Raw genomic sequence first — 13,163 nt, forward strand, 5'->3', positions numbered from 1 at the left:
ATGAATGAATTTTTATATCCTGACGCCAAACTAATTGCCGGTGTTGATGAAGTCGGTCGTGGCCCTTTAGTCGGGGCCGTCGTTACAGCTGCGGTGATTTTAGATCCAAATAATCCGATTGAAGGTTTAGCTGATTCTAAAAAGCTCTCTGAAAAAAAGCGTATTGCCCTAGCTGAAGAAATCAAAGCTAAAGCATTAAGTTGGTCACTTGGACGTGCAGAACCGACTGAAATTGATACACTCAATATTTTACATGCTACAATGTTGGCAATGCAGAGAGCGGTAGCTGGATTGCATATTCAGCCTGATTTTGTGTTGGTGGATGGCAACCGCATCCCCAAACTAGTAATGCCTGCTCAAGCGGTAGTAAAAGGCGATAGTTTGGTAGCAGAAATCAGTGCTGCTTCGATTTTAGCGAAAGTTGCCCGCGATCAAGAAATGGCTCAGCTTGACCAGCTTCACCCCGAATATGGCTTTGCTCAACATAAAGGGTACCCAACCAAGCTGCATTTTGAAAAATTAGTAGAATTTGGTGCAACGCCTTATCACCGTAAAAGCTTTGCGCCGGTTAGAAAAGTGCTTAATTTAGACTAAAAGGAACATACTATGCCTCAAGAATATCAAGAAACCATTTTTACTAAAATTATCAATAAAGAAATTCCGGCAAATATCGTCTATCAAGATGAATTGGTAACTGCATTTCGCGATATTGCTCCACAAGCACCAACACATATTTTAATTATTCCGAATAAATTTATTCCAACAGTAAACCATATAACGGCTGAAGATGAATTAGCGCTTGGTCGGCTATTTACCGTTGCAGCAAAATTGGCTAAAGAAGAAGGTATTGCAAAAGACGGATATCGATTGGTAATGAACTGCAATAAAAACGGCGGACAAGAAGTGTTCCATATCCATATGCACTTACTTGGTGGACAAAAATTAGGCCCTTTAGTGACTAAATAATATGATGAAATCGCTTTCCATTGTTGCAATTTTTTCGCTGTTTTTGACCGCTTGTACCGGTAAACCTGTCAGCTATTTACCCAAAAGCGCAAGCCCTATTGTAAATATCGAAGCGAATATTGCAGACCACATTAAATTAGAAACTGATGATAAACGATTTGCCACGACAAATTTGACCGAATTTCCGCTTAATATCGCTTACAAACTTTTTTGGTATGATAAAGATGGTGTGACACAATCATTTAGCAATACAGATAGCACTCCTTGGCAATATTTATGGTTGCAACCCAAGCAGACACAGTTTGTCACCTTAATCAAGCCCACCCCAGAATCTATCAGTTACCGTCTCTATTTACGCGGGAGTAGATAGCAAAAAAGCAGATCGTCCAACGATCTGCTTTTTATTATTTCAAAAACGGATTACTTTGTTTTTCACGCCCAATGGTGGTATGTGAACCATGTCCCGGCACAATAATAAAGTCATCTTCTAGATCAAACATTTTGGTTCGGATAGTCTCCAATAATTGAGCATGACTGCCCATATAAAGATCTGTTCTCCCAATACTGTTTTGAAATAATACATCACCACTAAAAGCAATTTTATTCTCAAAATCAAAAAAGCCGATATGTCCTGGTGCGTGGCCGGGTAAGTGGCGAATTTGATATTTTAGATTTCCAACTTCAACTATATCGCCTTCTCCCAACCAGTAATCGGGCAAACAGGCTTCAACAGGAGCTAATCCAAACTGCTGGCACATTTCCGGCAAACGCTCAAATAACGGTTTATCTGCAATATTTGAACCAAAAACCTCAACATCAAAGTGATTTTTTACCTTCTCCACCGCCATAATATGATCTAAATGCGCATGGGTAATCAATAATTTTTGCACTTTTAAATTTTGAGATTCTACAAATTGAATGATACGTTCAGCATCATCACCGGCATCAATAATTGCTGCATTGTTGTTTTCGTCCCATACAACAGTACAGTTTTGTTGAAAAGGACTGACTGGAATAATTTGCAAATTAAACATCAAATATAACCGCTTGTTAGCCTCGCCATGTACGTACCGGGCCAGTATCTACGTGAACAAAATTGCTACGTGGATAATAGCCTACTCCACCGTTATTTAAGCTTTCTGCTGCTTGTCTAACCTTATTTAGTGGTACACCTGACACTTGGAAGTCCACTGCCTGCCCGCGAATATGGTAACTATGACTTGCTACACCACGGCTTCTCATACGCATTCTGGCATTAGTTTGTGCCGAACGATAACCGCTTAAGACGAGAATTTCGGCATTATGAAAACCTAAACGGCGTTGGAGCTGATTCAATTTAACAAATAATCTTGGATCAATTGCTTTTACTTGGTTGATATGGCGATCTCGCATTAAGTAATTTAAGTGCCCGAGATCAGTTTTGTTGAGTCCACCCACACCAAATTTGGCTGTATAGGTATCACCTGTATTAATATTGCGAAAACGCAATGCAACAGGGGCTGGTGTAGAAAGCGCTGCCATCACTTGACCCGGCAGAAGGCTAGCCCCTAAAACAAGTCCACCGAGTGATAACCACTTACGGCGTTGAACATCAATTTGTTTCATTTTTACCTCATAGGTTAGCTACTGATTTATAGAAAATAGCTCAATTGTTAACCATTTTCTATAAACCATAAAAAGTAGGAAAATAAAAATTTAAGTCATAAGTTATAGGTAACTTCCAAGTCTAAAAAGTTCCAAGAAGATTAAAATTCTTCTTGGAACCCACAAAATTTAACAATCCTAATTAAATCAAACTTCTCACTTTATTCCAATTAATTGAAGTTTGCGGAATTTTTGCGTCAAAGTTATAAATATCCGGTAAGGTTTGCACCTTTCCACCTTCAACCCAAGCAGTAACATAATATAGATAAACAGGGTTATCTGATTGGATTTGTGCTGAAGTGGTTTTTTTACTCTCTAATACTTTGTTTTTCTTATCTACACTCCAACCTGCTTCTTTTAGTAGAATAGAGGCTAACTCATCTGATTTTGCCACACGTACGCAGCCAGAGCTTAAAGCACGGTCAGTTTTTCCGAATAAGCCATGATTTGGAGTATCATGTAAATAAATCGCATCAGAACTTGGCATATTGAATTTATAACGCCCTAAAGCACTGTCATCACCTGCTTTCTGACGAATGCGGTATGGTGTACTTTTTGCATTGATATATTGAGACCAATTAACGCTACGAGCATTAATTTTATTACCGTTACCATCCAGAATTTCTAGACTGACGCGATCAGCATACCCCGGATCACGGGCCAGCTTCGGCACAATATCTTTAGTCATAATACTGGTTGGTACATTCCAAGGCGGGTTAACGACCACATTACTCAATTTGCTGTACATCACCGGGGTACGACGCTCATTACGTCCAACAATCACCTTAGATTGTAAAGCTAAAGCACCATCACGGAAATAATATAATTGATAGCTTGGAATATTAACGAAAATGCCGTTATTGAAATTCGGGATAATACGTAAACGCTGTGCATTTAACGCCAATTTATAAAATGACGTTCCCTGAGCGGTTTCCCCACTGATTTTTCCTTTTTTCGCAAAACCACCTGCCATGGCAAGCACTCTTTCTGTAGTATCACGATATAGATGGTTTCTCGGCACAAGATTAGACACAAATTGACCCGACTCACCCTCTCTTACCGCATTTACCCATTTATCAATTTGCTCAGATGACGGCGCCTTTGGGCTATAGCTACCTAGGCTATATAACCAATTATTAGCATTTTTAAATACATTTTTACTATAAAATAGATAGTCTAAAAAACCGTCTGTTAAGAGAATATCACGTCCTAATCCTTCCGGCTGACTTAAAATCTGCTGCAATGCTTTGGCTGATTTCGATGATACCCCACTTGCTGCCAGCAAAGCATACTCTTTTAAGAACACTTTTTCCGCAGTTTTATCATTCCACATCTTAGAAAACTGGCTGTCTAAATACACTTTAGTCGTAGCCTGACTAAGCAATAACACATTATTACCAATTTCTTGCTTAATTTTAGCTTCAGCCTCAGCAAATTTTCTTGCTTCTTCTTGACGAATTTGTTCTTGCTGTAATGCATAATCTGCTTGCTTCATTAATTCCGCTGCTCGAGCTTGCTGGGCTGCAAAACTCAACTGCGGTAAGATTGTATCTTGAACAACAGGAGCTGCTTCTGCCGGAGCGGTTGTCTGAGCAACTGCAAAGCTCGAAAATGCAAGCATCATAGGTAATAATTTAAAGGCTTTCACCTTAGTCATCCGTTTATCCTTCATTGCAAATTTTTCCAAAAAATAGACCGCTTAGTTACCTAAGCGGCATGTAATGTTTATATTATAAACACATTTATGACTTTTTAGCAATTTCTGACCAATCTACCATCATCTGCACAGCTTCTTTTAAGAAGAAATCCGGCGCTTCATAATCTTTTGGCAAATCATCAATATCTTTTAATGCTTTCTTCCCTTCACGAGCAAAACGGGCATTGATATCTTTTAAGCGTTTATCATCATCAGCTTTGTTTTCTTTCAAACGCTCCGCTAAGTTTAATGATAAAAACTTACGCTCATCACGATCTTTTCGAATAGCAATATTTTCATTTAACACGATAAATTCAGGATGTTTCGCAATACGCTCTTCGTGCTTCGCTGTCAAAGCAGAGACCGCACTTCTTGCATTACCCGTCTCTTTATAAGTTGCAGCCGGTACTTTATCCCAAGGTAAAGCATTATCTTCAAAGCTTTCGCCTGTTTTCTCTGCATTGATAATTTCAGGGAATTTAATATCCGCATCCACCCCTTTTAATTGGGTACTGCCACCGTTAATACGATAGAATTTTTGGATCGTATATTGAATAAAACCGAGCGGTTCCTGATCTAAGTCATACACAAAGTTCAGTGAGCGGCTCTGTTGCACCGTTCCTTTACCAAAGGTTTGCTGTCCCACGATGATAGCACGGTTGTAATCTTGCATTGCAGCGGCAAAAATTTCAGAGGCTGAAGCACTATGGCGATTAATCATCACCATCACTTTACCGTCATATACTGTTTTAGATTCCGGATCTTCATGGACTTTAATACGATTAAAGGCATCTTGCACTTGAACTACCGGACCGTCTTTAATAAATAAGCCGGTTAACTCAATCACTTCCGTTAGTGAACCACCGCCATTTTCACGTAAGTCAATAATTACCCCTTCAACGTTTTTCTTATCCATTTCGGTTAAGAGCTTACGAACATCTGCAGTTAAGCCGATATAGAACGTTGGGATCTTAATCACTCCTACATTCTTACCTTCTACTTTTTCAACAGTCAATTTAGCCGCACTATCTTCAATACGGACTTTATCACGTACAAGAGTAATAATTTTCGCTTTACCGCCTTTTGCCGGCTCAATTTCTAAGCGAACTTTTGTCCCTTTTTTACCTTTGATTTTATCGACTACATCATCTAAACGCCAACCGATAACATCTTCGATTTCGCCTTTATCACCTTGACCAACCCCGACAATCTTATCGCCAACAGCAAGTTTCTTACTGTTAGAAGCGGGTGCACCGGGAACTAAAGATTTAATCGTTGTAACATCATCCTCTTGTGAAAGAGTCGCTCCAATCCCTTCTAATGAAAGGTTCATACTCTCTTGGAAAGCTTTTGCCGCACGAGGCGATAAATAGCTGGTATGTGGGTCAATTTCACGCGAGAACGAATTTAAATAAGTTTGTAAAATATCGTCCGCTTTCGACTGTGTTAAACGTTTAATGGCGAAGTTATAACGTTTAATCAATGTTTTCTTAATCTCAGGCCATTTTTTATCTTTCAGATATAAATTGATAATGTCATTTTTAACACGCTGTTCCCACAACATATTTGCTTCTTGTTCTGTTGTCGGGAAAGGGGCTTTTTCACGATCGATCTCAATTTGATCGGCACTTTTAAGATCCGGCTCTTTATCCAGTAACGATAATGCATAGCGATAACGCTCATAACGACGTTTAGACATTAATTCATACATAGAAAATGCCGCATCTAATTTACCTGCATATAAATCGTCATCTAAGGTAGATGCATATTTCACACGCATTTCCTCAATATCCGATTTAAGAAAAGTAGTGTGTGTCGGGTCAAGCCAATCAATATAACGGTTAAAAATTTTGCCCGCAAACTCATCATTTAATTGGAATTTATGATAATGAGACTGCGTTAAACGAGCGGTAACACGCTTTGTTGATAAGCTATGTTGTTCATTAGGTTTTGGAATAATAATCGCACTCTCTTTAATATCCGGCTGAACAGCCCAAACAGTACCGATAAAAAAGCCCAAGCCAAGTGCAACAATTTTATTCAATTCTTTTAATTTCATATTCTTTTCCAAATGTGCAAGCGGTCATAAATTTGCAATTTTTTACAAATAATCAACCGCTTGTGAAACAGTAAAATAGCCCAAAAAACTCAGCAAGAGGATTAGTTACGGCCAAATTTACTTGCCAAAGCCGCTAAACTTTCATCTGATGCTTTTGGTAAATTATCCGATGCTGCTTTTTTCGCTTTTATATCTGTACGTTTTTTCGCATTTTCTTCACGGGCTTTTTGCTTAAAGTACTCTTTACGCTGTGCTTTACGTTCTTGAGCCTTACGTTCAGCCACTGCAGCTTTAGCTGCCGCTAAAGTTTCTGAAGCGTGTGCAGCTTCTTGCTCTGTTACCACTCCGGCTTCTTCGCCTTGTAAACCCACACGCGCGACATTGGGTTGACAAGCCGCTAAATAACGCCAAGAATTGGTGTAATTGCGTAATACTTGACGTAATAAGGTTTTACTTACTGTTTCATCCCCTGCCAAAGCTTCCGCCAACTCTTGGAAAAGCCCGATTTTTAAGGGTTTCACCTCACCTTCAAGGCTAAAACAAAGTGGGAATTTTTCTGATAAATAAGCGATTACTTCTTTTGTAGTTGGGTTGGTTTTATTCTGTGTTTGTTCTACTTTTTGTTGCTCTGACATAGATTGTTCCGACATAAGTTGTTCTGACATAATAGTTCCATTTAATCAATTAAATAAAATTTAAACGTTAGATAAAGTTAAATCTAACTGGATACTATATTTGATTTATAAGGCTTCGTCCATATAAATCGCATATTCGTTTTACAAAAACGATAGACTGTTTTTTTGCCTTAATGTTCATAAATGTATAAAAATTGTTTGCGTAAAAAATGAATAAGTGTTGTAATGGCACAAGCTGTTCGTGCGTTAATTAATAGTTGAATCTTGTTAGTTATTTTCCTCAAGGCAAGTGATTGATAGATACGCCTGTAATATCCCGTTTAGCTATTTTTATCACTTTTTACATTTATATAAGGAAAATGTTATGTCAGCAGTTACCGGTACCGTAAAATGGTTCAACTCAACTAAAGGTTTTGGTTTTATTACCCCTGATCAAGGCGGAAAAGACGTATTCGTTCACTTCTCTGCAATTGAAGCAAACGGTGGTTACCGTACATTAGAAGATGGTGCAAAAGTTCAATTCGAAATCCAAGATTCAGAACGTGGCGCATCAGCAATCAACGTGAAAACAATCTAATTTTCAACGAGTTATTTTGACAAATGCCGACGTAATGTCGGCATTTTTGTATTCTTTATCTTGTAATTTGTACTTCAAATTTCTTCGGCATAATAAAAATTGCCGGCACCACAAAAGCTGCCATTAAGTAGAAAGTCAAACTTGGAGAACTTTGGTATAAGATCCCCGCTACAAAGGTAAACACCGCCATTACCGCACAGCTTGCCAAGCCAAAATAAAGCCCTTGCAACTTAGTCACTCGCTCTGCCGATTGCATAGAAATATAGCGAATTACTGCAATATGTGAAGCCCCAAAAGTTACCGAATGTAAGATTTGTGCCATCATTATCGGCAAAATTGCCGTCGTACTTGCCATCGTTGCCCAACGGATAATGGCAAACACAGCAGATAAAATCATTAAATGGCTAATTTTCCACGATTTAAACAACCGCTTACAGACTAAAAAGAACAAAATTTCTGCCGCAACCGCTAAGCCCCAAAGCAAGCTTGTCATTTGCGTTGAAATACCGGCGTTAGACCAATGGATAGTGCTATAGGTGTAATAAGCCGCATGCGAAGCTGAAATCAGGGAAACGGCTATCATCACTCTTAAAGTTTCCGGCTCTCTTAATAATTGAAGATAGGTAATGCTTGAACCTGTCGCTGTAGCCGTTTTTGCCTCAAAACCGACTGTAGGCGAAGCTAATTGCCCAAGCCCCAACAAAGCCAAAAAGCCAATAATTACCCAAACCACCACATCTTGCCCGAATACTCCAATCAAGTACCCTGCAGATAGCGATCCAACCACAAAAGCAATAGAGCCAAATAATCTTGCCTTGCCATAATCTAGACCGATCTGGCGCTGCCAAATAGAGGCAATACTGTCTGCAATCGGCATAGCGCCCGAATTAAAAATCTGAAACAGCATTAATACAGGGAAAAGTAACCAAAAATTTTCCCCGGAAAAGGCCAATAACAAGGCAGCCAAAAGATTAAACCATGTCAAATAACGAGCAGTGGGAATCAATTGCCCTACCTGCTTCACACGTTGTGAGGCAAGCATGCTGCCACAAAAGCGGAATAAATACCCAATTGCAGCCAATAAGCCGATAGTTTCGGTGGAATAACCGTGATGTTTTAACCACACCGGCAGGAAAGGAATCAGCACACCGTAGGCACAAAAATAGCCAAAATAGTTAAATGCCGTCCACTTAAAAGGTGAAACCATCATAGCGATTGCTCCATTTCTTCCGCTCGGTGAATTGCCGCCCACATCGCTTTATCCACTGTCTCTTGTAAATTAGCCTGCTCAAACACCTCAAGGGCTTTAGCCGTTGTGCCACCTTTTGAGGTCACATTTTCGCGTAAAGTAGCCAGTGGCGTTTCCAGATTTTCCACCACTAATTTTGCCGCCCCGAGAGCTGCAGATTGCACGAGAAGTCTGGCATCTTGCTCACTAAAGCCCATTTGCATTGCACTTTGCTGCATTGCTTCCATAAAGCGGAAAAAATATGCCGGGCTTGAGCCGGTAATCGCAATGATTTGGTTGATTTTATCTTCCGATTCTACCCAATAACATTTACCGACCGCGGACATCAAGCTTTCAGCAAACTCACAAGCGGTCGAATTTACCGATTTTTTCGCAAATAAGCCTGTCATTCCCTCACCGATAAGCGAAGGTGTATTCGGCATAGTACGGATAATATTTTTCGCCGTAGGCAACAATGCTTCCAAACGTTCCACCGAAATTCCGGCAGCAACGGAAATTACCCATTTCTCGGAAAAATCCACCTCGGCAAATTCAGCACAAACTTCCGCCATCATCTGCGGTTTAACTGCCAACACCACCACATCAGCCTGCTTAACCGCCTCAATATTTGCAAAATGTGTGGCAATTCCGACCGCTTGTAATGCCTCACGGCGGGCTAAATTACTTTTATTGCACGCTATCATTTGGGTGGCAGGATAGCCGCTTTTCAATAAGCCTTGAATAATGGCATACGCCATATTGCCGGTGCCGATAAAGGCAAGTTTTTTATCATTCATCAACAAATTCTCTACTGTGTCGGTTTGGGGTCTGCTAGAATAGCGGTATTTTACACCCATTCTACACCTTGGAAAGGATATGCAAAAATGATTTGGTTTAAAAATGTTATGATCTATAAATTAACCAGCGAGCTTTCACTTGAAAATAATGCCTTGGAAGCCTTATTGCAAGAAACGAAATTCACGCCATGCTCCGAACACGATATGAGCAAATTCGGTTGGTCTTGCCCGCTTGTAGGTTCAGATTTATTGCATTTTTCACAAGGTAAACAATTCTTATTGATTTCACATAAAGAAGATAAATTATTGCCAGCCAACATCATCAAAGCAGAAACAGAAAAACGCATTGCCGAGCTGGAAGAAAAAGAAGCCCGTAAATTAAAGAAAACCGAAAAACAAGCAATAAAAGATCAAGCAGTTTCGGTATTATTGCCACGAGCATTCAGCAAGCATCAATTCACTGCCATTTGGTTAGATTTGGAAAGCCAATTGGTGTACGTGGACGCAGCCTCTAGCAAACGGGCGGAAGATACGCTTGCCCTATTGCGTAAAACCTTAGGTTCATTGCCGGTCGTCCCGATTTCTTTTGCCCTACCACCGGCAGAAGTGATGACTAACTGGGTAGCTAAAGGACATACACCAAGCTGGCTGAACTTATTGGAAGAAGCAGAGCTCAAATCCTTTGATACCGACAGTGTCATTCGCTGCAAACGCCAAGATTTAGAGTCAGAAGAAATTGTCCAACATTTACAAGCGGGTAAATTTATCACAAAACTTGCAATTGATTGGGAAGCCCATTTTTCTTGCGTACTCAATGAAGATGCTACCTTATCCCGCTTGAAATTTGCCGATGAAGTGCGTGAAAAAAACGATGATATTTTAAAAGAAGATATCGCCCAACGCTTTGATGCCGATTTCTTGCTGATGACCGAAGAACTCAGCGCCTTTACAAGCAAAATCATCGAGGAATTTGGCGGTATTAAAGCCAGAATTTAGAAAGGAAAGCCATGTTAGAACAACATATTATCGACCAATATCAAGCATTAATTTTCGATATGGACGGAACTTTAATCGACACCATGCCAAGCCACGCTAAAGCATGGGAAAAAGTAGGAGAAACCCTAGGCTATCCGATGAATCCTCAAGCAATGTATGAACTAAGTGGATCAACTACCTTTGTGATCGCGCGTGAAATGATGAAGCAAGCCAATATGCCTGAACATTATTTAGAGCAAGTGGTACAAATGAAACGTGAATTGGGTATGAAAATGATTTTAGAAAATGCTACTCTTTTACCCACATTCGAAATTGTTAAAGCCAATTTAGGCAAAAAACCGATGGCAATCGGCACCGGTTCACACAAAGCGATGGTGGAATTATTAGACGAAAAATTCCAGCTCAGTCGTTATGTGTCCGTGATTGTAAATGCAGATGAGGTAACAAATCACAAGCCTCATCCTGAAACCTTTTTAAAATGTGCGGAAAAATTAAATGTTCTACCGCAATATTGCTTAGTCTTTGAAGATGCAGACTTAGGCATACAAGCAGCCCTTAATGCTGGAATGGACGTATTTGATGTAAGAAGTGGTCAAATTACGAAGGCAAATTGCAAATCATGATAGAGTAATATGAAAACAGAATGGATTAAACACCTTGTTCAAAAGCTGATTCAAATTTCCAAAACAGTTGAGAACTATTTTACAAGCGGTTCATTTGGGGTGAAATTTTACCCGATTTTAATGCACCCTTGCGTACGCAAAAGCTGTGCGTTTTTCATTTTTATTATCGCCATTATTTCCAGCTTTAGCGGGCTGTTTTATTTAGTGGCAGAACACTTTACCATTTTATTTAGCGAAAGATCGCTCACCAGCTATTTCCACCACAGCACCTTAGAATTAATGGTGCCTGTTGGTACGATAATTGATGGCAAAGCCAGCCAATTGTCTCCGCTTTCGATTGTGATGAGCTCAATGTTTATTATACAAGCAGTCGTTTTTTTCTTTATTTATGCAATCGGCATTACGCATATTACACACAATAAATTGCGAGTAATTGGCTTGCTATTATCACTTTGTTTTGCGATTGGCTGCTCTTTGATTGCCGGCATTCAACCGACCATGCGGGGCGAATTTGGCATTTACAACTTAGGCGCAAGCATTACTTTTTTAATCGGCAACCTCACGCTGTTGATTGCAGGTTTGGATATTTACCACCCCTCAATGAAATTTTTCAAACGCTTTAGTATTACCGCAGGCGTTATCGGTTTTGCCTGTATTTTAGTCACATTACTACTACCGACTATTTTCAGCCCATTAATTGAGCGGACCGGCATTTATACTATTATGGTTTGGGAAATTCTTGCCGGATTTGCCATTATTAAACGTTTAAGAAAATTACCCTAAACAGGAAAAACAATGAAACGCAACATTCCCTTTATTCAACGCTACACTCAACTGATTGAGCTACCAACCATCTCAAGTCTGATTGCGGAAGAAGATTTATCCAATCGTTCTCTTATTGAATTGCTTGCCACTTGGCTTGCCGATTTCGGCTTTAAAACTGAGATTCTGGCGGTGGAAGGTAGCCGCAATAAATATAATTTATTGGCAACCTTCGGCGAAGGCGAAGGGGGATTATTGCTTGCCGGACACACCGACACCGTGCCGTTTGATGACGGAAAATGGACGTTTAATCCATTTAGGCTTACCGAAAAAGAGGGCAAATTATACGGCTTAGGCACCGCTGATATGAAAGGCTTTTTTGCCTTTGTGGTAGATGTGATTAGCCAACTGGATTTATCGCAAATTAAAAAGCCGATTCGTATTCTTGCTACCGCTGATGAAGAAACCACCATGCTGGGGGCGAAAACTTTTGCTCAGCACACTCACATTCGTCCGGATTGTGCCATTATCGGTGAGCCGACATCTCTTAAGCCGATTCGTGCTCATAAAGGCCATGTAGGCGAAGCAGTAAGAATTACCGGCAAAAGCGGACATTCGAGCGACCCAAGCAAAGGCATTAATGCGATTGAATTAATGCACGAGTCGATTGGCTATTTGATGAAAATGCGGGATGAACTCCGCCAAAAATACCATAATCCACTGTTCCAAGTGACTCACCCCACAATGAATTTTGGCAATATTCAGGGCGGTGATGCGATCAACCGTATTTGCGCTTGCTGTGAGTTACAATTTGATATGCGGCCGTTGCCAAATATGGCGGTGGAAGATTTATACACTATGGTGCACGAGCATTTAAAACCTATGCTGGAACAATATGGCGATTTGGTGGAAATCCGCCATCTTCACGACGGCATTCCCGGCTATGAGTGTGAACACTCCGCCCAAATTGTGCAAGTGGTAGAAAAATTACTAGGTGAGAAATGCGATGCTGTCAACTACTGCACCGAAGCGCCATTTATTCAGCAGCTCTGCCCCACTTTAGTACTCGGCCCCGGCTCCATTGAACAGGCTCACCAGCCTGATGAATTTTTAGAGCTGAAATATATTGAGCCAACTAAAACGCTACTGACTAAATTAATTCATCATTTTTGCTGCTAAC

At 40.2% G+C, this 13,163-nt stretch carries 15 protein-coding genes; 8 read left to right on the top strand and 7 right to left on the bottom strand.

Translation table 11 applies throughout. The annotated features are described in order from the left end of the window. From rnhB to A6B41_RS08480, 3 genes are read left to right on the top strand one after another with little or no spacing between them, the layout of a single operon-like run. Entirely contained in the window at positions 1–594 is a 594-nt protein-coding gene (rnhB, locus tag A6B41_RS08470; protein ID WP_027074072.1) for a ribonuclease HII, read from the top strand. Between the two features lie 12 nt (positions 595–606). Beyond that, the gene (locus tag A6B41_RS08475) at positions 607–966 is read left to right on the top strand and encodes an HIT domain-containing protein (protein WP_027074071.1); all 360 of its coding nucleotides are present in this window, start codon (positions 607–609) and stop codon (positions 964–966) included. A 1-nt stretch (position 967) separates the two neighbouring features. After that, the gene (locus A6B41_RS08480; protein WP_027074070.1) at positions 968–1,336 is read left to right on the top strand and encodes a YcfL family putative periplasmic lipoprotein; all 369 of its coding nucleotides are present in this window, start codon (positions 968–970) and stop codon (positions 1,334–1,336) included. 34 nt (positions 1,337–1,370) lie between these two features. On the opposite strand, the gene A6B41_RS08485 is transcribed toward A6B41_RS08480, so the two are convergent. From A6B41_RS08485 to proQ, 5 genes are all read right to left on the bottom strand, one after another. Beyond that, positions 1,371–2,000, bottom strand: a complete 630-nt coding sequence (locus A6B41_RS08485) for an MBL fold metallo-hydrolase (RefSeq protein ID WP_027074069.1) — start codon at positions 1,998–2,000, stop codon at positions 1,371–1,373. A 16-nt stretch (positions 2,001–2,016) separates the two neighbouring features. Continuing rightward, positions 2,017–2,571 (bottom strand): peptidoglycan L,D-endopeptidase MepK, encoded by a 555-nt coding sequence (locus A6B41_RS08490; protein WP_027074068.1) that lies wholly within the window; start codon positions 2,569–2,571, stop codon positions 2,017–2,019. Between the two features lie 181 nt (positions 2,572–2,752). Further along, the gene (locus A6B41_RS08495) at positions 2,753–4,267 is read right to left on the bottom strand and encodes a L,D-transpeptidase family protein (RefSeq protein ID WP_027074067.1); all 1,515 of its coding nucleotides are present in this window, start codon (positions 4,265–4,267) and stop codon (positions 2,753–2,755) included. 85 nt (positions 4,268–4,352) lie between these two features. After that, on the bottom strand, positions 4,353–6,365 hold the full coding sequence (gene prc, locus A6B41_RS08500; RefSeq protein WP_027074066.1) for a carboxy terminal-processing peptidase: 2,013 nt from the start codon (positions 6,363–6,365) through the stop codon (positions 4,353–4,355). Between the two features lie 101 nt (positions 6,366–6,466). Next, positions 6,467–7,000, bottom strand: coding sequence for an RNA chaperone ProQ (proQ, locus tag A6B41_RS08505; RefSeq protein ID WP_027074065.1), 534 nt, complete (start codon positions 6,998–7,000; stop codon positions 6,467–6,469). Between the two features lie 364 nt (positions 7,001–7,364). Between proQ and A6B41_RS08510 the strand changes: the two genes are divergently transcribed. After that, entirely contained in the window at positions 7,365–7,577 is a 213-nt protein-coding gene (locus A6B41_RS08510; RefSeq protein ID WP_027074064.1) for a cold-shock protein, read from the top strand. A 55-nt stretch (positions 7,578–7,632) separates the two neighbouring features. On the opposite strand, the gene A6B41_RS08515 is transcribed toward A6B41_RS08510, so the two are convergent. Together A6B41_RS08515 and proC are read right to left on the bottom strand one after the other, a co-directional pair. Then, positions 7,633–8,787 (bottom strand): 3-phenylpropionate MFS transporter, encoded by a 1,155-nt coding sequence (locus tag A6B41_RS08515; protein WP_027074063.1) that lies wholly within the window; start codon positions 8,785–8,787, stop codon positions 7,633–7,635. Continuing rightward, a complete protein-coding gene (gene proC / locus A6B41_RS08520; RefSeq protein WP_027074062.1) occupies positions 8,784–9,602 on the bottom strand; it encodes a pyrroline-5-carboxylate reductase in 819 nt (272 codons plus the stop codon). Before proC ends, A6B41_RS08515 begins: the two co-directional genes overlap by 4 nt. 87 nt (positions 9,603–9,689) lie before the next feature. Between proC and rdgC the strand changes: the two genes are divergently transcribed. From rdgC to argE, 4 genes are read left to right on the top strand one after another with little or no spacing between them, the layout of a single operon-like run. Beyond that, complete coding sequence (gene rdgC, locus A6B41_RS08525) at positions 9,690–10,598, top strand: recombination-associated protein RdgC (RefSeq protein ID WP_027074061.1); 909 nt, start codon at positions 9,690–9,692, stop codon at positions 10,596–10,598. 11 nt (positions 10,599–10,609) lie between these two features. After that, positions 10,610–11,221 carry a beta-phosphoglucomutase family hydrolase gene (locus A6B41_RS08530; RefSeq protein WP_027074060.1) on the top strand — a complete coding sequence of 204 codons (612 nt, stop codon included), beginning with the start codon at positions 10,610–10,612 and terminating at the stop codon, positions 11,219–11,221. 9 nt (positions 11,222–11,230) lie between these two features. Next, positions 11,231–12,004 carry a DUF998 domain-containing protein gene (locus A6B41_RS08535; RefSeq protein ID WP_027074059.1) on the top strand — a complete coding sequence of 258 codons (774 nt, stop codon included), beginning with the start codon at positions 11,231–11,233 and terminating at the stop codon, positions 12,002–12,004. Positions 12,005–12,016: 12 nt separating this feature from the next. Continuing rightward, complete coding sequence (gene argE / locus A6B41_RS08540; protein ID WP_027074058.1) at positions 12,017–13,162, top strand: acetylornithine deacetylase; 1,146 nt, start codon at positions 12,017–12,019, stop codon at positions 13,160–13,162. Position 13,163: the final 1 nt, after the last annotated feature.

Origin of the sequence: Mannheimia granulomatis (genome assembly GCF_013377255.1) — a bacterium.
Taxonomy (GTDB): Bacteria; Pseudomonadota; Gammaproteobacteria; order Enterobacterales; family Pasteurellaceae; genus Mannheimia; species Mannheimia granulomatis.